Genomic DNA, 20,912 nt, shown 5'->3' with positions numbered 1-20,912 from the left:
TCGCTTATTTCCACCAGTACTCGACCTGCAATCCGACATTCGAACCGTGTCGCGCCGTGCCGAAGGCGCCGGTGTCGGACAATGCCGAACCCTGCGCCAGTTCATTGGCCGCCCGTTTGGCCGCCTCGTTCCAGCTGGCATAGGTGTAATACAGACGCACCTCGGGGCGCGCCCAGAATTCCGGGCCTTTGGGCGACCAGGTTGGAGCGAAGGTGAACTTGCTCAGCTTGCGCGTACCGCCCGTGGCTTCGACCTGATCGTGACCCAGTTCGGTCACCAGTTTGAATTGCTCGGTGATCGCATAGGCCGGGCGAACGCCCAGGGAAATCCAGTTCTGATCACTGCCGTCCGGGCGAATGTCTTTCTGGTAAACCGCCTCGATCTGCCCGCCAAAGCGCGGCGTCACTTGCCAGTCGAAGAACTCCACCATCCGGTAACTTTTGTTGCTGTCGTCCAGCTGCACGTTACCGGTATAACCCAACCCGGTGCCGGGACCTTCGCCGTACTGGAAAGCCAGTTTGTTCTTGCCGCCCAAAAAGCCTTTCTGCACATGCTGGGTGGTGATCGCCCAGCCACGGTGAGCGTCGCGGCTGTCGGGTTTGTCGATGTAGCTCAGCCCGAACTCCAACGCACCGCCGGGGTTGGTGTTGAAGCCGGCAACGTTGAAGTCATGGCGGTTGATGTAGTCCTTCTGGTACAGGTTGTCCTTGCGCGAGAAGGCGTAGCTGTATTTCAGATCGCCGATCAGCACGTCCTCGATACCGCCGCCGGTGGCGCTCTGGTTCCAATAATAGAAATCGGAAATGTGAATATCGTTCCGTTTGTAGTAGCGCCGGCCAGCCCACAGCGAACCGCCGTTGAGGCTGGGCATGTTCGACCACTGCGCGTACGCCTGCGGCAGGCGCACCGAGCCGTTGTCACCGTTGAAGGTCAGGTCCTTGTCGTACTGGTTGTACAACGAAGCCATGCCGTCGACGCTCAGCACCGAACCGTCATCCAGCGTGTACAAATCCTGCCGTAGTTCCAGTTCGGCGTACTGCTCGCATTCGTTGCCCAACCGATATTTGGTCTGCGCGCCCGGCAGCTGGAAGCACTGCTGTTTACCGCTGTTGACCGAGGTGCCGACGCCGCTACGCAAGTAACCGGCGAACTCCAGCGCCTGGGCCGAAAGAGGCAAAGCCAGGCACACGCCCGCCACTGCAAGGCTGCGATTTATTGTTGTTTTCAAGAGCTACCCCATTATTTTTATTGTGTGCAGCGGCAAAATCGGCGCGCAAAACTCCCCCGCGCAGCGTTCTGCGTGTTTTTTTAAGTCGATGTTTTTTTGCGGTCGGTCAGTCGGTCATATGCAGCACGAACGACTCATAAGGCCGTAAGAGGACCTGACTATTTCGCACCGGACTGTCCGGATAATTACTGATGACCAGACGTTGGGCCATGGTTTCGCTGATCACTTCATCCGGCAGGTCGACTTCGCACGGCGTACCGTAGAAGTTATTCAGCACCAACAACCGTTCGCCACAACCCTCACGCACGTACGCCCAGATTTGCGTGTGCTCTGGCAATAACTGCCGGTAAACGCCGTCGGACATCAGCGCCTCAGTGCGACGCAAGGCGATCAACTGACGGTAGTGATGCAGTACCGAATCCGGGTCATTGAGCTGAGCGGCAACGTTGATCTGCTCGGCATTCGCCGGCACCCCGATCCACGGCTCGACAACGCTGAAACCGGCGTTGGGCTCGGCATTCCAGTGCATCGGCGTACGGCCGTTATCCCGGGACTTCTGCATGATCGCCGCCATGTTGTCGGCATCGCTCGCACCCGCCTCGCGCTTGAGCCGAAAGATGTTCAGCGTCTCGACATCGCGGTACTGATCGATGTGATCGAAGCCCGGATTGGTCATGCCCAGTTCCTCGCCCTGGTACACGAACGGCGTGCCCTGGAGGAAATGCAGCGCCGTGCCGAGCATCTTCGCCGAGAGCACCCGATATTCGCCGTCATGACCAAAACGCGAGACCACCCGTGGCTGGTCATGGTTACACCAGAACAGCGCATTCCAGCCACCGCCGGCCTGCATGCCGATTTGCCAATCGGAGAGGATGCGCTTGAGTTCGAGGAAGTCGAAGTCGGCACGGATCCATTTCTGCAGGTTCGGGTAATCGACCTTCAGGTGATGGAAGTTGAAGGTCATCGACAGCTCTTTCGAGTCCGGTCGCGAGTAGCGAATGCAGTGTTCCAGGCTAGTGGAGGACATCTCGCCGACGTTGATCAGGTCATGGCCTTCGAAGACTTCGCGGTGCATTTGCTGCAAGTATTCGTGGACGTTCGGGCCATCGGTGTAGAAACGTCGACCGTCGGTGTTGTCCTCGGGGAAGTCCGCCGGTTTGGAGATCAGATTGATCACGTCCAGACGGAACCCGCCTACGCCCTTGTCGCGCCAGAAACGCATCATCTTGAAGACTTCGGCGCGCACCTTGGGGTTATCCCAGTTCAGGTCGGCCTGAGTGTGGTCGAACAGGTGCAGGAAATACTGACCGGTCTGCGCCTCGTATTCCCAGGCCGAACCGCCGAACTTGGATTCCCAGTTGTTCGGCTGGTCGCGCCAGATGTAGAAATCCCGGTACGGGTTGTCGAGGCTGCTGCGGGCCTGCTGGAACCAGGTGTGCTCGATGGAGGTGTGGTTGACCACGATATCGAGCATCAATTTGATCCCGCGTTTGTCGGCCTCGGCGATCAGCAACTCACAATCGGCCATGGTCCCGTAACTCGGGTCAATGGCGTAGTAATCGCTGATGTCATAGCCATTGTCGCGCTGGGGCGAGCGCAGGAACGGCGTGATCCACAGGCAATCGACACCCAGCCAGTGCAGGTAATCGAGCTTGGCCACAACGCCCAGCAAATCACCCGTAGGGTTGCCGGCGTGGCTGTGAAAACTCTTCGGGTAGATCTGGTAGATCACCGAACGTTGCCAGTCTTGCATGGCGCTATTCCCTCATAAATATGTACTGGCCCCGTAGGAGCTGCCGAAGGCTGCGATCTTTTGATCCTGGTCTTTCAGCAACACCGCCGAAGATCAAAAGATCGCAGCCTTCGGCAGCTCCTACAGGCGATAGCGATCTGTCAGGCAACCCGATACCCGGGCCGAACAATATTCATGCTCAACCCGCAGGTCAGAACAAACGGCACGACCATGGCAATGACCATCCCGATCACGAACATCGGAATGAACTGCGGAATGATCGAGATAAAACCGGGCAAGCCACCGACGCCGATTGCCGAGGCCTGGACCTTGTTCAGCGACAGGAAGATGCAGCCCAGGGCCGAACCGATCAGGGCGGCGTAGAACGGAAATTTGTAGCGCAGATTGACCCCGAACATGGCCGGTTCGGTGATGCCGAAGTAAGCGGAAATCGCCGAGGTCGAGGCCATGCTTTTGTCCCGCACGTTACGGGTCATGTAGAACACCGCCAGTGCCGCACTGCCCTGGGCAAGGTTAGACATGACGATCATCGGCCAGATGAAGGTGCCGCCCTGGGTGGAGATCAGCTGCAAGTCGACCGCGAGGAACATGTGGTGCATGCCGGTAATCACCAGCGGCGCGTAGAGCAAACCGAAAATCGCCCCGCCGACCATCGGCGCCAGGTCGAACAGCATGACCACGCCTTCGGTGATCAGAATCCCCAGATGCCGGGTCACCGGGCCGATCACCGCCAGCGCCAGCACGCCGGTCACAACGATGGTAGTGATCGGCACCACCAGCAATTGCACCGCGTTTGGTACCCGTGCCCGCAGCCATTTCTCGATGACACTCATCACATAGGCCGCCATCAGGATCGGCAGGATCTGCCCTTGGTAACCGACCTTCTCGATCTGGAACAAGCCGAGGATGTCGAAGTACGGCAGGCTCTGCCCGTCCAGCCCGGCCACCGCTTTGCCGTAGTTCCAGGCATTGAGCAGATCAGGGTGAACAAGCATCAGGCCGAGCACGATGCCAAGGATTTCGCTGCCGCCAAACCGCTTGGCCGCCGACCAGCCCACCAGCGCCGGCAGGAACACAAACGAGGTATTGGCCATGAGGTTGATCAGGCTCCAGAGCCCGTCAAGCTTTGGATAGGCGTCCAGCAGGGTCTTGCCCTCGATGAACATGCCCTTGGCGCCGATCAGGTTGTTGATGCCCATCAGCAGGCCGGCAATGATCAACGCCGGGAGGATTGGCATGAAGACGTCGGAAAACACCCGCACCAGACGCTGCATCGCGTTGATCTTGTCGGCGCTTTTTTGTTTAACGTCGGCGATGGTCGAGGCGGCGAGACCGGTTTGACGACGCAGTTCGGCGTAGACCTTTTCAACCTCGCCAGGGCCGATAACCACCTGAAACAGGCCACCGGTGAAGAACGAGCCTTTGACCAGATCGATCTGGTTCAGCGTGGCGCTGTTGACCAGGCTCGGGTCCTTGAGGGCCAGGCGCAAGCGGGTGACGCAGTGCGCGGCCTGCTCGAGGTTGTCGCTGCCACCGAGGCTTTGCAGCAGCTCGCTGGCGATATTCGGATAGTCGTGGCTCATGCTTGTTCTTCCGCTGTAGTTTTTTGTTATTGGCAGCACGCCGAAACGAAAAGTACTCGTCTGTACGAGTTAAAGCAACAACTCGTACAGACGAGTTTGATTTTGTTTATCCTGAACCCGACCGGCGGCGACATTTCCTACCTCAAAAGTCAAAGAAACCTAACGCCGCATGGACAAACCCCTACCCTGCCCTTAAGGTTCGAAACCTTGAGTACAGCGCGGCATAGAGCCATCCCCATGAGTAAATACAACCAGATCTACACCGATCTGCTTGCCAGCATCACGACCGAACGTCTGGAACGCGGCGCCCGGTTGCCTTCCGAAACGGAACTGATGGACAGCTACCAGGCCAGCCGCGGCACCGTGCGCAAGGCCATCGAGCAACTTCAGGAGCGCGGTTTCGCCCAGAAAGTCCACGGCAAAGGCACGTTCGTACTGTCGACCAACCCGATCGAATTCCAGTTGGGCGGCATCGTCAGCTTCCAGGAGACCTACCCGCGCCTGGGCAACGATGTCAGCACCGACGTGGTCGAGTTCACTCAAATCCCCCTCGAAGGCCCCTTGCTTGAACACATCAAGGCCGAAGAAGGCAGCCTCATTACCCGGATCAAGCGAGTGCGGCGGATCGACGGCAAACGGGTGATCCTCGACATCAACCATTTCGTCAGTGACGTGATCCCCGGCCTGTCCCGGGACATCGCCGAGAACTCAATCTACGCCTTCATCGAGCAGACGCTGCAACTGCAAATCGCCTACGCGCAGCGCACCATCGAAGCGGTGCCCCGGAGCAAGGACGACCAGCAACACCTGGACCTCGACGGCCAGAGCCATGTGATCGTGGTCAGCAACCAGACGTTTTTGCAGGACGGACGGCAGTTCGAGTACACCGAATCGCGGCATACCCTGGACAAGTTTTACTTTTCTGACATTGCACGGCGCTGAGCCTGATTCCGGTACTCGCCATCTCCTACGTCTTCCGTCAGCAACAGACCACCGCCTGCTACCCTGTGCCTTACAGATGAAACCGATGCCCCTTGAGATAGTGAGCGCTCCCTCAGCAACCTCTCAAGGCGAGCATCATGGACGACACTCAAGACATAACCCTGCCCGACGCTACCGATGCGCTGGCCCTCCAGGCCCTGATCCCTGATCTGGTAACCGATTGCCCCGACCTGCACGCCATGGCGTATCAGGTCGCCAAGGACATTCTCGTCCAGCACAACATCACGGATATCGAACCCGACAAAGTCTACTGGCATCGGTTTAATGCCGCTCAAAGCAGCTCGAAGACCTTTACCGGCTGGCAGCATGTGTTTGAAACACCCAGGGAGTCGATGACCTTCCCGCAACTGGTCATGCAGCGTTTCAGTGTCCACGACCAGGACAACGGGGACCTGCTGGACGTTGACAGCGGTTTCTACCGTGCCGACGGCAATGCCGGAAACTACGACGAAACCAACGAGATTCGGCTGCATTCCAGGGATGTGTTGAAAACCTTCTGGGATATCAATTTCGCTGACCGTTACAAAACGGCCGTCGCGACGTTCTGGGAAAAGCACAGCGACAACTTCCGTGCGCTGGCCAAGTGCACGTTCATTGCCAAAGCCATTGAAGACTACGAGAAGGGTCACTTGACCCAAGAACACTTCACCACGGTGCTCAGGGCTGTCGTCGGTAATGTAAGCAGGCCGCTCACCTGGCAAATGCTGCTGGACGAGGCGTCAGCGGGCAGCGGTTTATCGATTCGCAAGTTTTGTATTGACCACTTCGTGTCGACGGACATCCTCAGCATCACTGACGACAGTGATCTGAACATTCTCTACGTTCCGGGCGAACCCAGAGGGTTTCACTGTTTTAACAAGGTCGAGGAGCTGCACGAATGGCTGGTCAATGAGGTAAAGGACGCCGAAGGCCGTGAACGCATGCTCATGCACTTCAAACAGGAAGAGCGCGACATTCTTCAGGAAAGACCCACTTCGCTAGGGCACAAGCTCGCCAACTTCACCGGCATTGGCCTGATCATCCACGCGTTCGAAGAAACGCCCATTGATAATGTCGGCCTCACCCACGCCTATGACGTTCTACCGAGTGACAATGAAGCCGCGAACTTTCATTTGCTCCACTACCGTGGCGAGAAAATTGCCGGTGATGCGTTCACCCATCTGAACCGGTCCACTCATGAGCGCATGCTCAGCGACGCCAATTACCTGCTGCACTCCAACGGCGAGATCAGGAAAAAGCTGTGGATAGGCTATCTCAATGCCTTCAACCACACCTTCGGGCCGATGGCGGCCCTTGCATGGCCGGCAGCACTGGTTGTCGTTGGCGCGGGCATTGCCAATGTCGGCCTGCACATCGATCAAGCCATCAACGCGACTACCCCTGCGGAACGCAAGGCAGCCGTCACAGGTGCCATTCTCGGTAGCGTGGACGTGCTGTTCAACTTGCCATTTTTACGAGGGGCGGCCGAGCTCGCAGAAGCAGCGCAAGCAGAAACAGAGACCGAGGAGGTACTCACGGCCGAGGAGAATCCAGGAGAGTCGGGCGCAACAGTGCATCCCCCCGCCGAAGCCATTGCACCCCGCCCAAGCGATTCCGACATATTGGCTCCTTTTGAAACCAATGAAATTCTCGATGGCGATTCCCCAATCAACGCCGAAGGCAAGTTTCAAGGTATCTATCAGCCTGAGACAGGCGGTCATTACATTGCCATCGGTGACAGTTTCTACCTGGTGCGCTACAGCAATGACATGAGGGCCTGGACAATCGTCGACCCAGTCAATCCCTACTCCTTTTTTCGCAACATACCGGTACGCCTGAATGAGCTGGGTGAATGGACGGCCCTCACGCGTCCCGGCCTGGAGGGAGGTGGCAAGTTTTCCGATCTATTTACCAGGGCCGAACCGTCACTCCCGGACTTCGATGCCCCGGCGACTGCATACGATGTTCCACAGGACATCAAGCCAGCCCTCAAACAGGCGGCCAAGGGTATGGCCTCGAAGGGGGATTTGAAGGACGGCTTTGTGAATCCCGACAATCCGGACGATGAACTGGAAGCCTTCAAAAGACTGCGCCGAACGCTGCACGACGACGCTGTGAGCTTCTATTCGCTACCGCAACCACAACTGCCACCCAGGCCAAACATTCCATCCTTCCTCCCGAATGCAAAGCTCAAGGACATCATCAAGACGCTTTTCAAGCGGTCACAGAACCTGGTTATCGGCGAAAGTCACTCCAGCGTGGGCAGCAAACAGTTTTTGGTCGAGAACATGAGCCTGCTGCGCAAACAAAAGGTCAAAACCCTGTACATGGAGCATCTGCTGACTGATTTCCATCAGGCCGACCTGGACGTTTTCAACCGCACCGGTGTGATGTCCGAGGACCTGGAAAGCTACCTCAAGGATCTTGACGCAGGTTTTTCGACTGACCCCAGCGAACAATTCACTTTTGAACAAGTGGTGAGGACAGCGCAAAAAAACCATATCCGCGTTCAGGCAATCGACTGTCTGGCCAGTTACCGCAGCACCGGTATTCAGGGGTCAGCTATCAATTACCGGCAAAAGATGATGAATTTTTTCGCCCGACAAGTCATCGGCGCCGACCAGACAGCCAGAGGCGCGCATCGCTGGGTGGCGTTGGTCGGGAACAGCCACGCCAATACCTATGGCGGCGTGGCGGGCATCAGCGAGCTTGAAGGCAGCATCGGGCTGCGTATTGAAAGCGTAGGCCCGGACGAGCTCGGCGGTATCAAGGTCGACCCGGGGGTATCCGACGAGGTGCGCCCCGGGCGAGCAGCCGGTTTTGCCAAAAATGACTTGTTGCTGCAAATCCCGACGCCGAAAAGCGTGGTCCTGGCGCAAAGGCTGGAGGATGGGCTACCCAGTCCTGGCACGTACACCCTCAGCACCAGTACTGGCGAACCATTGCTGGTTCACCGCAGCAGAACCCTCACCAACAGAGTCATCACCAGCAACGGCATCATCACCCGTGGCAAACTCGTTCGAACGCCCATCAAGCATGATGCAAATGGGTACTACGTCGAACGGGATTCCTGGCAGATCAACGGCCGACGCTTTCAAACCCCCGACGCCTTGAGTTCAGCGCTGCACAGAATGGGCATGAGCCCCGTCCGACTACCAGGCGTCTAAAACGCAAAAAGGCCGTGTGAACAGTGTTCACACGGCCTTTTCAGTTACCTGCGATCAAGCCATCAAGGCTAGCGCGGCATTATTCCCACTCAATCGTCGCTGGCGGCTTGCTCGACACGTCATAAGTGACGCGGGAGATGCCTTCGATTTCGTTGATGATTCGGCCGGAAACAGTTTCCAGCAGTTCGTAAGGCAGGTGCGCCCAACGCGCGGTCATGAAGTCGATGGTTTCCACGGCACGCAGGGCAACCACCCAAGCGTAACGACGGCCATCGCCGACAACGCCAACCGATTTCACTGGCTGGAACACCACGAATGCCTGGCTGACCTTGTGGTACCAGTCGGCTTTACGCAGTTCTTCGATGAAGATGTGGTCGGCGCGACGCAGCAGGTCGGCGTATTCCTTCTTCACTTCACCGAGGATCCGCACGCCCAGGCCCGGGCCCGGGAACGGGTGACGGTAGACCATGTCGTACGGCAGGCCGAGTTCCAGACCCAGACGACGGACTTCGTCCTTGAACAGCTCGCGCAGGGGTTCAACCAGCTTGAGGTTCATTTCTTCCGGCAAGCCACCCACGTTGTGGTGCGACTTGATCACGTGAGCCTTGCCGCTTTTGGCGCCAGCCGACTCGATCACGTCCGGGTAGATGGTGCCTTGGGCGAGGTACTTGATGTTGTCCAGTTTGTTCGACTGGGCATCGAATACGTCGATGAAGGTACGGCCGATGATTTTGCGCTTTTTCTCTGGATCGCTTTCGCCAGCCAGGTTGTTCAGGAACTGATCTTCGGCATTGGCGCGGATCACCTTGACGCCCATGTTCTCGGCGAACATGGCCATCACTTGCTCGCCTTCGTGCAGACGCAGCAGGCCGTTGTCGACGAAGACGCAGGTCAGCTGGTCGCCAATGGCTTTGTGCAGCAGCGCGGCAACCACCGAGGAGTCCACACCGCCGGACAGGCCGAGCAGTACGTTGTCGGTGCCGACCTGGGCGCGAATGTTGGCAATGGCGTCTTCAGCAATCTTCGAAGGCGTCCACAGGGCTTCGCAGCCGCAGATGTCGAGGATAAAGCGCGAGAGGATGCGACCGCCCTGCTTGGTGTGGGTCACTTCCGGGTGGAACTGCACGCCGTAGTAGCCACGAGCATCGTCGAACATGCCGGCGATCGGGCAGCTTGGGGTGCTGGCCAGGATGTGGAATTCCTGAGGCATCTTGGTGACCTTGTCACCGTGACTCATCCACACGTCGAGGCCGAACAGGCCGTCGGCGTCGATGTGGTCTTCGATGCCGTCGAGCAGACGGCTCTTGCCGACCACATCGACACGGGCGTAACCGAACTCACGCAGCTCGGAACCTTCGACCTTGCCACCCAGCTGTTCAGCCATGGTCTGCATGCCGTAGCAGATACCGAAGACCGGTACGCCCAGGTCGAACACCGCTTGCGGGCAGCGAGGGCTGTTGGCTTCGTGTACGGACTCGGGGCCGCCGGCGAGAATGACGCCTTTTGGAGCGAATTCGCGAATCGCGTCTTCATCCATATCGAACGGATGCAGTTCGCAGTACACGCCGATTTCACGCACGCGGCGGGCAATCAGCTGGGTGTACTGGGAACCGAAGTCGAGGATCAGGATGCGGTGAGCGTGAATGTCGAGGGCCATGTGGTCAGTCTCGTCTATGCAGTTCGGTGAAGAAAATCAGAAACAACTCGGGGCTGAAAACAGCCCCGGTTACTTAACTTTTTGCTGGAAGGCTCAACCTACGCGGTAGTTTGGCGCTTCTTTGGTGATTTGCACGTCGTGAACGTGGGACTCGGCCATGCCAGCGCCGGTGATCCGCACGAACTCAGGCTTGGTGCGCATTTCTTCGATGTCGGCACTGCCGGTGTAACCCATCGAGGAACGCAGGCCGCCCATCAGTTGATGGATGATGGCGCTCAGTGTGCCCTTGTAAGGAACACGCCCTTCGATACCTTCCGGAACCAGTTTCTCGGCGCCTGCCGAGGAGTCCTGGAAGTAACGGTCGGAGGAGCCTTGAGCCTGGGACATGGCGCCCAGCGAACCCATGCCGCGGTAAGCCTTGTACGAACGACCCTGGAACAGTTCGATCTCGCCCGGTGCTTCTTCAGTACCGGCGAACATCGAGCCCATCATCACGCAGGAAGCACCGGCAACGATGGCCTTGGACAGGTCACCGGAGAAACGGATGCCGCCGTCGGCGATCAACGGAACGCCAGTGCCTTCAAGGGCAGCGGCGACGTTGGCGATGGCACTGATTTGCGGGACGCCGACACCGGCGACGATGCGGGTGGTGCAGATCGAGCCTGGGCCGATACCGACCTTGACTGCATCGGCGCCTGCTTCGGCCAAAGCCTTGGCGGCAGCGCCGGTGGCGATGTTGCCGCCGATGACCTGCACTTCAGGGAAATTCTGTTTGACCCAGCGAACGCGGTCGATCACACCTTTGGAGTGACCGTGAGCGGTGTCGACCACCACCACGTCAACGCCGGCATTGACCAGGGCAGCGACGCGATCACCGGTGTCTTTACCGGTACCGACAGCAGCACCAACACGCAGACGACCTTGATCGTCCTTGCTGGCCAGCGGGTATGCCTTGGCTTTTTCGATGTCGTTGACGGTCATCATGCCTTTGAGGGCGAATTTGTCGTCGACGATCAGCACGCGTTCGATGCGGTTTTTGTGCAACAACTCGCGGACGTCGTTCTTGTCGGCGCCTTCCTTGACCGTGACCAGACGCTCTTTAGGCGTCATCACTTCACGGACGGTGGCGTCCAGACGGTTTTCGAAACGTACGTCACGGGAAGTGACGATGCCGACCAGGTCGCCATCGTGCAATACCGGAACACCGGAGATGTTGTGCATGCGGGTCAGTTCGAACAGTTCACGAACCGTAGCGTCAGCCTCGATGGTGATCGGGTCCTTGACCACGCCGGCTTCGTAACGCTTGACCTTGCGCACTTCGGCAGCTTGCTGCTCGATGGTCATGTTCTTGTGGATAATGCCGATGCCACCTTCCTGAGCCATGGCAATTGCCAGACGGGCTTCAGTAACGGTGTCCATGGCAGCAGAAACCAGGGGAATATTCAGCTCGATGCCACGGGTTAGGCGGGTCTTGAGACTGACTTCGTTAGGAAGCACCTCGGAATAACCAGGCACTAGGAGAATGTCGTCGAATGTCAGAGCTTCTTGGCTGATACGCAGCATCGCGGGGGCTCCCGAGCGGGAAAATGGAAGCGCGCCATTATAGTCAGACACCCCCTCGGGTTCAATGTAAAACTCTGTCTATTATTAGCATTACTGATATACGGGGGTTATTGCTGCGTAGGAGCTGCCGAAGGCTGCGATCTTTTGATCTTGATTTTCGGCGCGGCTAAAAATTTCAAGATCAAAAGATCGCAGCCTTCGGCAGCTCCTACACGGGTATCGCATTCACAGTTCGACTTTCACCCAACTGACAGGCTGATCGAGCCAATCGGCAAATTCGTCGATAAAGCTCTGCTTGAACCCGGCCTCGGCCCAGTTGTTGAAGATAAAACCCAGGTTGGAAAAGCCGCATTCCTGCAGGAAAAGAAAGCCGTTGATGTCATCTTCATGCCCGCACTCTGGACACGTGAAGTTATCGGTGCGCCCCGGCATCCAGTCTTCCAGGCTGTCGAACAGCGCTTCGCCGACTTCCTTGCGGCACTCGGCGCAACCCGCCTCTTCAAGGAAACCCTTGGCCGGCGTATAGATGCAGCGTTTGGTGATGATTTCCAGGCCATTGACCGGTTCGCCGAACGGCAGCGCTTCAGGATGCAGCACTACAGCGCGGGCACCGTCGCCGATGGCATGCGCCATGCGGTTGCCGGTGCGGCCACAGGTGGTCAGTTCTTCCTTGACGATGTTCTTGCGCACCAGCCAACGCACGACCGCCCGGGCCCGGGGTTCGTGCACCGGCAGTGTGGAGATTTTCGGGACAATGATACTTTGGGAATTCATGGGTGCAGCCCTGCAAATACTGAATGACCACCCTTGTGGGAGCGAGCCTTTGTGGCGAGGGGATTTAGCGAAACGTCGCACCGCCCCGTTCGGCTGCGCAGCAGCCGTAAACCTGTGGATGCAATGTGACTGAAAAGACACAGGGGAGCGCTTCGCACTCCAACGGGGATAAATCCCCTCGCCACATAAATCCCCTCACAACAAAGGCTCGCTCCCATAAGGGTTTTGCGGCCGGCAGCTTAATACCTGACGAAATCCGGTCAAGCACTCAAATATCGTCCGATCAAGGCAATTCCGCTGGCCAGCACCAACCAGGTCACCAGCCGCACAAACGCCTCCCGGGACAATCTCATGGTCAACCGCCGGCCGATCCACAGCCCCAATGCCATGGCCGGCAATAAACACAGCGCCAATACCAACAAGGGTAGCTCGGCATACACACCTGCGACGGCAAACAGGCTCAAGCGCACCACGGTGCTGCAACTGATCAGCGCACTCTGGGTCGCCCGGGCCGCCTCTTTGGGCAGGCGACTGTTCAAATAGATCGCATATAAAAAGCCGCCACTGCCAAACAATGCCCCGAACATCCCGCCCACCGTGCCCATCGGCACGGCCCACGCGGCGGACAATTGCGTCGGACGCGTTTTGACCCACAAGCTGTAAATCGCGTAGGCGCTGATAAACAGCCCCATCAACAGCAACAACACATCGGATTTCAGATTCAGTAGAAAAATCACCCCCAGCGTGCAGCCCACCGCCATGCATGGCAGCAGCCGCAGCAACTCAGGCTTCGACACATCCCGTCGCGAAGGCAGCAAATTGCCGAACGCCGCGACGAAATCCAGCAGCACCAACAGCGGCACGATCTTCGACAGCGGCATGAACAGGATCAATATCGGCCCGGCCACCAGTGCCGTGCCGAAGCCGGCTATGCCGAACACGATATACGCCAGGGCGATGCCCAACCCGATCACCAGCCAATCCGTCGCGCCGAAGGGCCATTGGTTCAACAACTCAAGCACGTTCATCTGCACGTCTTCCCTGATTACCGTTGATCACCGTTGATCACCGTTGATCACCGTAGGAGCTGCCGCAGGCTGCGATCTTTTGATCTTAAAAATCAAGGTCAAAAGATCGCAGCCTTCGGCAGCTCCTACAAGTGTGCGGGGTGTCAGGTGGAGCGCATTGCCTTTATCATGCGCCCCATGATTAAAGATCCCTTTGCAAGACTCGGCCTGGACCGTGAAGTCCTGACTGTCAGCCAGCTCAACGGCCGCGCGCGGGTGTTGCTCGAAGACGTGTTCAGCAACATCTGGGTCGAAGGCGAAATCTCCAACCTCGCCCGTCCGGCGTCCGGCCACGTGTACTTCACCCTCAAGGACAGCGACGCCCAGGTACGTTGCGCACTGTTCCGGCAGAACGCGGCGCGGGTTCGTCAGGCATTAAAGGATGGCCTGGCGGTGAAGGTCCGCGGCAAGGTTTCGCTGTTCGAGGGCCGCGGCGACTATCAGTTGATCCTCGATACCGTGGAGCCGGCCGGTGACGGTGCGCTGCGTCTGGCCTTCGATGCGCTGAAGGAAAAACTCAGCGCCGAAGGCCTGTTCAGCGCCGAGCGCAAAGTGCCGCTGCCAGCGCACCCACAACGCATCGGCATCATCAGCTCGCCCACCGGCGCGGTGATCCGCGACATCATCAGCGTATTCCGCCGCCGTGCGCCGCAGATCCAACTCACGTTGATCCCCACTGCCGTGCAGGGTCGCGAAGCCACTGCGCAGATTGTCCGCGCACTAAAGCTGGCGGACGCCCGCGGTTTCGATGCGTTGATCCTGGCCCGTGGCGGCGGCTCGCTGGAAGACCTCTGGTGCTTCAACGAAGAAGCCGTGGCCCGCGCCGTGGATGCCTGCGTGACGCCGATTGTCAGCGCCGTCGGCCATGAAACCGATGTCTCGATCAGTGACTTCGTGGCCGACGTTCGCGCCCCGACGCCGTCCGCTGCCGCCGAACTGCTCGCGCCGGATTCCAGTGACCTGGTGCGCCGGGTCGAAAGCCTGCATCGACGGCTGGTGATGCGCATCCGCGACCGTTTGATGCGCGATCGACTGCGCCTGGAAGGCATGTCTCGCCGCCTGCGCCATCCCGGCGAACGTCTGCGCCAGCAAGCGCAGCGCCTGGATGATCTGGACATGCGCATGCGCCGCGCGTTCGAACGCAGCCTCAATACCCGTCGCGAACGGTTGATCCGTCTGGAAACCCGCCTCGCCGGGCAACATCCGGGACGGCACCTGGCGATGCTCCGTCAGCGTCTCGACAGCCTCGCCGAACGCCTGCCCCGTGCCATGCGCGAAGGGCTCAAATCCCGTCGCCTGCAACTGCAAAGCCAAATGCAGACGCTGCATGTGGTCAGCCCTTTGGCGACCCTCGGCCGTGGCTACAGCATTCTGCTGGACGAACGCGGCAACGCGATCCGCAACGCCGCGCAAACCCACAATGGTCAGCGCCTGAAAGCCAGACTTGGCGAAGGCGAGCTGCAAGTGCGGGTCGAAGACAATCACCTGACGCCTGTCACCCTTTCTTTACTGGATTGATCCATGCCGCGTTTTTTAGCTCCGCTGCTGTTGCTGTGCCTGACCTTCAATGCCCACGCCGACAGTTACATCACTCGCCTGCTGAACAAACCGGTGCCGGGCGGCGTGGCCGTGGTCGATCTGGGCGCCTCTGCCCAGGCGCCGAAGGCCAGCTATCAAGGCAAGCCTGTGCTGGTGGTCAAGGAACAGAACAACTGGCTGGCGATTGTAGGTGTGCCGCTGACGGTTAAACCGGGCACTCAGCAGGTCAGCAGTGACGGGCGGAATCTGAGTTTCACGGTCGGCAACAAGAAATACCCGGAACAGCACATCACGTTGAAGAACACGCAGCAGGTCAATCCGAACCCGGAGAATCTCAAGCGCATCGAGGGTGAGTTGGCCGAACAGATCCAGGCTTACCGCAGCTTCAGCCCGAACACCCCGAGCAACCTGTTGCTGGACAAACCGGTCAACGGACCGTTGTCGAGCAAGTTCGGCGTGCGCCGCTTCTTCAACGGTGAAGAGCGTAATCCTCACGCCGGCCTGGACTTCGCCGTGCCTGCCGGTACGCCGATCAAGACCCCGGCTGCCGGCAAGGTGATCCTGATCGGTAATTACTTTTTCAACGGCAACACGGTGTTTGTCGATCATGGGCAGGGCTTTATCAGCATGTTTTGCCATATGTCGAAGATTGATGTGAAAGTTGGGCAGCAATTGGCCCGTGGTGGAGTGGTCGGCAAAGTCGGCTCGACCGGGCGCGCGACCGGGCCGCATATGCACTGGAACGTCAGTCTGAATGATGCGCGGGTGGATCCGGCGATTTTCATTGGGGCGTTTCAGCCCTGAAACTTCGGTGAGGCTGATGGCCTCTTCGCGAGCAGGCTCGCTCCCACATTGGGTTTGCGGTGCACGCTGAATCTGAGTTGACTCCCATCTACTGTGGGAGCGAGCCTGCTCGCGAAGGCGGCCCCAATGGCGCCGCTATTCCGCCTCCAAGTCCTCAATCCCATGGATTTCCCTGTGCGCCAGGCACTCTTTGATCCACACCTGAGTTTCCTCCGAGAAGCCCGCCAACTCTTCAGCGCTGATCAACTCATGAGTACACAGCCCCAGCAAGTGAGCAGGCGCCTCATTGCGTGAGTGCCTGAACACGCCAAACGCCCAATACAGCTCCTGTTGACCCGCCTTCAGCCTTTCCTCACTGGATTCAATACGCTCGTAAGACGCAATGCTTTTATCCAGCACTATGCGCTCGACCTCCTCCATGATCCGGATGCATAGCCGCTCATGGGCCAGCGGACGCAGTGAGCTATAAAGCTTCCAATCCGACTCGTTCATTGCCGACTCCTGCCTGCCAGTAGTCCTTGGTGAGGCTTTAAGAATAGCCGCGCTGACACGCCCCATCACCGAAAGCCTTCAATTGCGCATCGCTCAAACCTCGCGCAAACATAAAAACAATCACCGCCACTCACCGCAATAAAATCTCGATAACCACGACTTTTAGAGGATTCCTCTCAATTTTTTTCGACCGCTTGCCATCCTTCACCCTCGCGGTTAGGGTTGAAGGCATGAAAACCTCTCACACCCTCATTCAGCTTCGCCAGCACCGCAGCCTGTGCCTTGTCAGTGCACGACTGCCAGGCTGAATCGCGGTGCCTCGTCCTACGCTTTATCCCCAGAACATTTGATCCACCGGCAGGCCGCCTTTTTTCGGCCCACACAATAAGGATTTCCCGATGAGCATGCTCAAAGACCCGTCTTCGAAATACCGCGCGTTCCCGACCATCGACATCCCGGACCGCACCTGGCCGTCGAAGACCATTACCGCCGCGCCGATCTGGTGCAGCTCCGACCTTCGTGATGGTAACCAGTCGCTGATCGAGCCAATGGACGCGGTCAAGAAGCTGCGTTTCTGGAAAACCCTGGTGTCGGTCGGCGTTAAAGAAATCGAAGCGTCGTTCCCGGCGGCTTCGCAAACCGACTTCGACTTCGTGCGTACCCTGATCGAAGGCAACCACATCCCGGACGACACCACCATTCAGGTGCTGACCCAGGGCCGTGAAGATTTGATCGAGCGCACCTTCGAATCCCTGCGCGGGGCGAAGAAAGCCATCGTTCACCTGTACAACGCCACCTCCCCTTCCTTCCGTCGCATTGTCTTCAACCAGGACAAAGAAGGGGTCAAAGCCATCGCCGTGAACGCGGCCAAGCTGTTCGTCAAATATGCCGCCCAGCAGCCAAACACCGAGTGGACCTTCGAATACTCGCCAGAAACCTTCAGCGCCACTGAGCTCGAGTTCGCCAAAGAAGTCTGCGACGCGGTGATCGAAGTCTGGAACCCGACGCCTGAGCACAAGGTGATTCTCAACCTGCCAGCCACCGTCGAATGCGCGACCCCGAACATCTATGCCGACCAGATCGAATGGTTCGGCCGTCACATCAACCGTCGTGACAGCGTGATCATCAGCCTGCACACCCACAACGACCGTGGCACTGGCGTTGCGGCTACCGAACTGGGCCTGATGGCCGGCGCCGACCGTGTCGAAGGCTGCCTGTTCGGCAACGGCGAACGTACCGGTAACGTCGACCTCGTGACCGTGGCGCTGAACCTCTACACCCAGGGCATTCACCCTGAGCTGGACTTCTCCGACATCGACGGCGTGCGAAAAGTCGTCGAAGAATGCAACCAGATCCAGGTGCACCCACGCCACCCGTACGTCGGCGACCTGGTTCACACTGCGTTCTCCGGCTCCCACCAGGACGCCATCCGCAAGGGCTTCGCCCAGCAGAAACCGGACGCTCTGTGGGAAGTGCCGTACTTGCCGATCGACCCGGCCGATATCGGCCGCAGCTACGAGGCCGTGATCCGCGTCAACAGCCAGTCGGGCAAGGGCGGTATCGCTTACCTGCTGGAACAGGAATACGGCATCAGCTTGCCGCGTCGCATGCAGATCGAGTTCAGCCAGGTGGTGCAGCGTGAAACCGATCGCCTGGGCCTGGAGATGACCGCCAAGCAGATCCACGCGTTGCTGCACAGCGAGTACTTGCAGGCCAACACCCCGTACGCGCTGGTCAGCCATCGCCTGCAGGAAGAAAACGGTCACAGCGCCGTCGAAGTGGAAGTCTCAGGTAAAGGTCAGGGTGAAACCAACCTGCACTGGCGTGGCAAGGGCAACGGTGCCCTGGAAGCGCTGGTGGCCGGTCTGCCGATTCCGGTTGAAATCATGGACTACAACGAACACGCCATCGGTTCGGGCACCAATGCCAAGGCGGCGGCCTACATTGAACTGCGTGTGAACGGTGAACGTGCGGTGCACGGCGTTGGTATCGATGAAAACATCACCACTGCCAGCTTCAAGGCTTTGTTCAGCGCCTTGAACCGCTCGCTGAGCCAGCCGGAAGCGAAAGCGGCGTAAGCCTTCGCTGAAACGCAAAAGGCCCCGAGGTGAAAACCTAGGGGCCTTTTTGTTTGCGCCGTTTGAAGATCAAAAGATCGCAGGCTTCGCCAGCTCCTACATAGGAATGCGATCCCTGTAGGAGCTGCCGAAGGCTGCGATCTTATAGCTACCACCCCGGTATCAGGTGAACTCGAACGTATCGGCATCCAGATTCGCCGGAAAGCGCGTGCGGTAAGCCGCCAGTTCCGCCGCGTCCAGAACGACCTTGAACACGCCATCCGCTTCGCCCGCACTGAGTAACGTCTCACCCTGAAAATCCAGCACCTGACTATCACCGGTATACGCAAAGCCTTTGCCGTCGGTACCAATGCGATTCACCGCCGCCACGTAGCAAAGGTTTTCGATTGCCCGCGCTGGCAGCAAACGATTCCAGTGCTGACGCCGTGCACCCGGCCAGTTGGCGGTGTACAGCAGCAAATCGGTGTCCTGAGCATCGCGGCTCCAGACCGGGAAGCGCAGGTCGTAGCAAATCAGCGGCCGCACTCGCCAGCCCTTGAGTTCGAACTGCACCTGACGCTCGCCGGGGGTGAAGTGGTTGTGCTCGCCGGCCATGCGGAACAGATGGCGCTTGTCGTAGTGCCACACCTCCCCGTCCGGCCGCGCCCACAACAGGCGATTGCGATGGCTGCCGTCACCCGCCTGGACAATCACGCTGCCGGTGATCACCGCATCCAGTTTCGCCGCCTGAACCCGCAGCCATTTGCTGGTCGGACCGTTTTCCGACTCGGCGAGGGTCTCGGACTCCATCGAGAAACCGGTGGTGAACATCTCCGGCAGGATGATCAGGTCAGCGCCGCGAGCCTGTTCCAGCAACGGCTCGAAATGCTCCAGATTGGCCTGACGATCGTGCCAGGCCAGGGTGGTCTGGATCAGCGCGATATTCAGATTAGGTAGCGCACTCAGATCACGCATAGTTTTGCCGCTGCTTCACGCAGGGTCTCCTCGCGTTTAGCGAAGCAAAGGCGCACCAGGCGCTGGCCTTCGGGTGGGGTCTGGTAGAACACCGAGATCGGGATGCTCGCCACGCCATGTTCGCGGGTCATCCACAACGCCATCTCGACATCATTGAGGTCCGGGCGGATCTGCGAGTAATCGACCAATTGGAAATACGTGCCGGCCACTCGAGTGAAACTGAAGCGCGACGGCGTCAGCAGGTCGCAGAACAGATCGCGCTTGGCCTGATAGAAAGCCGGCAGTTCTTCGACGTGTTCCGGGTGCTCGGCCATGTAGTCGGCCAAGGCATATTGCAGCGGCGTTACACCGCAGAAACTGACGTATTGGTGAACCTTGCGCAGCTCCGCTGTGAGGGCTGGCGGTGCGACCACGTAGCCGGTTTTCCAGCCAGTGACGTGATAGGTCTTGCCAAAGGAGCTGACCACAAATGCGCGCTGATACAGCTCTTCGTGATTCAGCACGCTGACGTGGGATACACCATCGAACACCAGGTGTTCGTAGACCTCATCACTGATGACATAGATGTCGCGGTCGCGAATTAACGCCGCCAGCTGATCCAGCTCGGCACGACTGATCAGCGCGCCGCTAGGGTTATGCGGAGCGTTGAGAACGATCATCTTCGTGCGCGGCGTAATCGCCCGCGCGAGCTTTTCAAAGTCGATGGCAAAATCATTCAGGCCCAGTTGCACATGCACGCAACGACCACCGGCCAGTTCCACCGACGGTTCATAGCTGTCGTAGCACGGATCAAACACAATCACTTCGTCGCCGCTGTGGATAACCGCCTGAATGGCACAGAAGATCGCCTGGGTGGCGCCGGGAGTGACCGTCACTTCATGGTCGACATCCACATTGACGCCGTAGCTGCGGGCGATCTTCGCCGCAATCTGCTGACGCAATGCCGGAAGGCCGGTCATCGGCGAATACTGGTTATGGCCATTGGCGATATGCCGACCGACCGCATCGCACAGGGCTTGCGGGGCATCGAAATCGGGAAAACCCTGGGATAGATTGATCGCCCCGGTTTGCGCCGCGAGCTGAGACATCTGAGTGAAGATAGTGATGCCGACATTCGGCAGCTTACTGGTGATCATCGGTGATTCCCTGCTCTACACCCGGCTCTACGGCGGCGCGGGAGAGCCCGAGGATAGCCCAAACGACGCCCATAAAAAAAGGGCGCCAACCGGCGCCCCTCTTTCAAACATCACCGCATTACTCTGTGGTGAGGGG

The 20,912-nt window shown here is 58.6% G+C and carries 15 protein-coding genes; 5 read left to right on the top strand and 10 right to left on the bottom strand.

What is annotated here, in order from left to right; genetic code table 11:
* Window positions 1-4: 4 nt before the first annotated feature.
* The 3 genes from ACA059_RS05470 to treP form a co-directional block, all read right to left on the bottom strand.
* Complete coding sequence (locus ACA059_RS05470) at window positions 5-1,228, bottom strand: maltoporin (RefSeq protein WP_497633011.1); 1,224 nt, start codon at window positions 1,226-1,228, stop codon at window positions 5-7.
* A 106-nt stretch (window positions 1,229-1,334) separates the two neighbouring features.
* Window positions 1,335-2,981 (bottom strand): alpha,alpha-phosphotrehalase, encoded by a 1,647-nt coding sequence (gene treC / locus ACA059_RS05465; RefSeq protein ID WP_497633009.1) that lies wholly within the window; start codon window positions 2,979-2,981, stop codon window positions 1,335-1,337.
* Between the two features lie 140 nt (window positions 2,982-3,121).
* Window positions 3,122-4,564 (bottom strand): PTS system trehalose-specific EIIBC component, encoded by a 1,443-nt coding sequence (gene treP / locus ACA059_RS05460; protein WP_497633008.1) that lies wholly within the window; start codon window positions 4,562-4,564, stop codon window positions 3,122-3,124.
* A gap of 237 nt (window positions 4,565-4,801) precedes the next feature.
* On the opposite strand from treP, the gene treR reads away from it, so the two are divergent.
* Together treR and ACA059_RS05450 are read left to right on the top strand one after the other, a co-directional pair.
* Complete coding sequence (treR, locus tag ACA059_RS05455; RefSeq protein WP_497633007.1) at window positions 4,802-5,506, top strand: trehalose operon repressor; 705 nt, start codon at window positions 4,802-4,804, stop codon at window positions 5,504-5,506.
* A gap of 137 nt (window positions 5,507-5,643) precedes the next feature.
* Window positions 5,644-8,712 (top strand): membrane-targeted effector domain-containing toxin, encoded by a 3,069-nt coding sequence (locus ACA059_RS05450; protein ID WP_497633006.1) that lies wholly within the window; start codon window positions 5,644-5,646, stop codon window positions 8,710-8,712.
* Window positions 8,713-8,791: 79 nt separating this feature from the next.
* On the opposite strand, the gene guaA is transcribed toward ACA059_RS05450, so the two are convergent.
* The 4 genes from guaA to ACA059_RS05430 all read right to left on the bottom strand — a co-directional run bounded on the left by guaA (window position 8,792) and on the right by ACA059_RS05430 (window position 13,734).
* Window positions 8,792-10,369, bottom strand: coding sequence for a glutamine-hydrolyzing GMP synthase (gene guaA, locus ACA059_RS05445; protein WP_046054681.1), 1,578 nt, complete (start codon window positions 10,367-10,369; stop codon window positions 8,792-8,794).
* Between the two features lie 93 nt (window positions 10,370-10,462).
* Window positions 10,463-11,932, bottom strand: a complete 1,470-nt coding sequence (guaB, locus tag ACA059_RS05440) for an IMP dehydrogenase (RefSeq protein ID WP_123368331.1) — start codon at window positions 11,930-11,932, stop codon at window positions 10,463-10,465.
* 225 nt (window positions 11,933-12,157) lie between these two features.
* Window positions 12,158-12,706: a sugar ABC transporter ATPase gene (locus ACA059_RS05435; RefSeq protein WP_497633005.1), complete on the bottom strand. Its 549-nt coding sequence runs from the start codon at window positions 12,704-12,706 to the stop codon at window positions 12,158-12,160.
* A 260-nt stretch (window positions 12,707-12,966) separates the two neighbouring features.
* A complete protein-coding gene (locus tag ACA059_RS05430) occupies window positions 12,967-13,734 on the bottom strand; it encodes a sulfite exporter TauE/SafE family protein (RefSeq protein ID WP_497633004.1) in 768 nt (255 codons plus the stop codon).
* A 177-nt stretch (window positions 13,735-13,911) separates the two neighbouring features.
* Between ACA059_RS05430 and xseA the strand changes: the two genes are divergently transcribed.
* A complete protein-coding gene (xseA, locus tag ACA059_RS05425) occupies window positions 13,912-15,291 on the top strand; it encodes an exodeoxyribonuclease VII large subunit (RefSeq protein WP_497633003.1) in 1,380 nt (459 codons plus the stop codon).
* A gap of 3 nt (window positions 15,292-15,294) precedes the next feature.
* On the top strand, window positions 15,295-16,116 hold the full coding sequence (locus tag ACA059_RS05420; protein ID WP_497633002.1) for a peptidoglycan DD-metalloendopeptidase family protein: 822 nt from the start codon (window positions 15,295-15,297) through the stop codon (window positions 16,114-16,116).
* Window positions 16,117-16,251: 135 nt separating this feature from the next.
* Here the strand turns inward: ACA059_RS05420 and ACA059_RS05415 are convergent, their stop codons facing one another.
* Complete coding sequence (locus ACA059_RS05415; protein WP_497633001.1) at window positions 16,252-16,608, bottom strand: hypothetical protein; 357 nt, start codon at window positions 16,606-16,608, stop codon at window positions 16,252-16,254.
* A gap of 398 nt (window positions 16,609-17,006) precedes the next feature.
* On the opposite strand from ACA059_RS05415, the gene leuA reads away from it, so the two are divergent.
* Window positions 17,007-18,686 (top strand): 2-isopropylmalate synthase, encoded by a 1,680-nt coding sequence (gene leuA, locus ACA059_RS05410; RefSeq protein ID WP_497633000.1) that lies wholly within the window; start codon window positions 17,007-17,009, stop codon window positions 18,684-18,686.
* A gap of 162 nt (window positions 18,687-18,848) precedes the next feature.
* Here the strand turns inward: leuA and ACA059_RS05405 are convergent, their stop codons facing one another.
* Window positions 18,849-19,640, bottom strand: coding sequence for an amidohydrolase (locus ACA059_RS05405; RefSeq protein WP_497632999.1), 792 nt, complete (start codon window positions 19,638-19,640; stop codon window positions 18,849-18,851).
* Complete coding sequence (locus tag ACA059_RS05400; protein ID WP_497632998.1) at window positions 19,628-20,776, bottom strand: pyridoxal phosphate-dependent aminotransferase; 1,149 nt, start codon at window positions 20,774-20,776, stop codon at window positions 19,628-19,630. The genes ACA059_RS05405 and ACA059_RS05400 overlap by 13 nt, the downstream gene beginning before the upstream one ends.
* Between the last annotated feature and the right edge of the window lie 136 nt (window positions 20,777-20,912).

The sequence above is a fragment of the Pseudomonas sp. LBUM1647 genome, assembly GCF_059716175.1.
The sequence above is the reverse complement of the archived record's forward strand: the minus strand, read 5'-3'. Positions and strand labels throughout refer to the sequence as shown.

What these genes read in the sequence shown, in the direction of transcription:
- treP (WP_497633008.1), bottom strand. Translation starts at nt 4,564, where the DNA reads ATGAGCCACGACTATCCGAATATCGCCAGCGAGCTGCTGCAAAGCCTC.
- ACA059_RS05400 (WP_497632998.1), bottom strand. Translation starts at nt 20,776, where the DNA reads ATGATCACCAGTAAGCTGCCGAATGTCGGCATCACTATCTTCACTCAG.
- ACA059_RS05435 (WP_497633005.1), bottom strand. Translation starts at nt 12,706, where the DNA reads ATGAATTCCCAAAGTATCATTGTCCCGAAAATCTCCACACTGCCGGTG.
- treC (WP_497633009.1), bottom strand. Translation starts at nt 2,981, where the DNA reads ATGCAAGACTGGCAACGTTCGGTGATCTACCAGATCTACCCGAAGAGT.
- guaB (WP_123368331.1), bottom strand. Translation starts at nt 11,932, where the DNA reads ATGCTGCGTATCAGCCAAGAAGCTCTGACATTCGACGACATTCTCCTA.
- leuA (WP_497633000.1), top strand. Translation starts at nt 17,007, where the DNA reads ATGAGCATGCTCAAAGACCCGTCTTCGAAATACCGCGCGTTCCCGACC.
- ACA059_RS05420 (WP_497633002.1), top strand. Translation starts at nt 15,295, where the DNA reads ATGCCGCGTTTTTTAGCTCCGCTGCTGTTGCTGTGCCTGACCTTCAAT.
- ACA059_RS05430 (WP_497633004.1), bottom strand. Translation starts at nt 13,734, where the DNA reads ATGAACGTGCTTGAGTTGTTGAACCAATGGCCCTTCGGCGCGACGGAT.
- xseA (WP_497633003.1), top strand. Translation starts at nt 13,912, where the DNA reads ATGATTAAAGATCCCTTTGCAAGACTCGGCCTGGACCGTGAAGTCCTG.
- treR (WP_497633007.1), top strand. Translation starts at nt 4,802, where the DNA reads ATGAGTAAATACAACCAGATCTACACCGATCTGCTTGCCAGCATCACG.
- ACA059_RS05405 (WP_497632999.1), bottom strand. Translation starts at nt 19,640, where the DNA reads ATGCGTGATCTGAGTGCGCTACCTAATCTGAATATCGCGCTGATCCAG.
- ACA059_RS05415 (WP_497633001.1), bottom strand. Translation starts at nt 16,608, where the DNA reads ATGAACGAGTCGGATTGGAAGCTTTATAGCTCACTGCGTCCGCTGGCC.
- guaA (WP_046054681.1), bottom strand. Translation starts at nt 10,369, where the DNA reads ATGGCCCTCGACATTCACGCTCACCGCATCCTGATCCTCGACTTCGGT.
- ACA059_RS05450 (WP_497633006.1), top strand. Translation starts at nt 5,644, where the DNA reads ATGGACGACACTCAAGACATAACCCTGCCCGACGCTACCGATGCGCTG.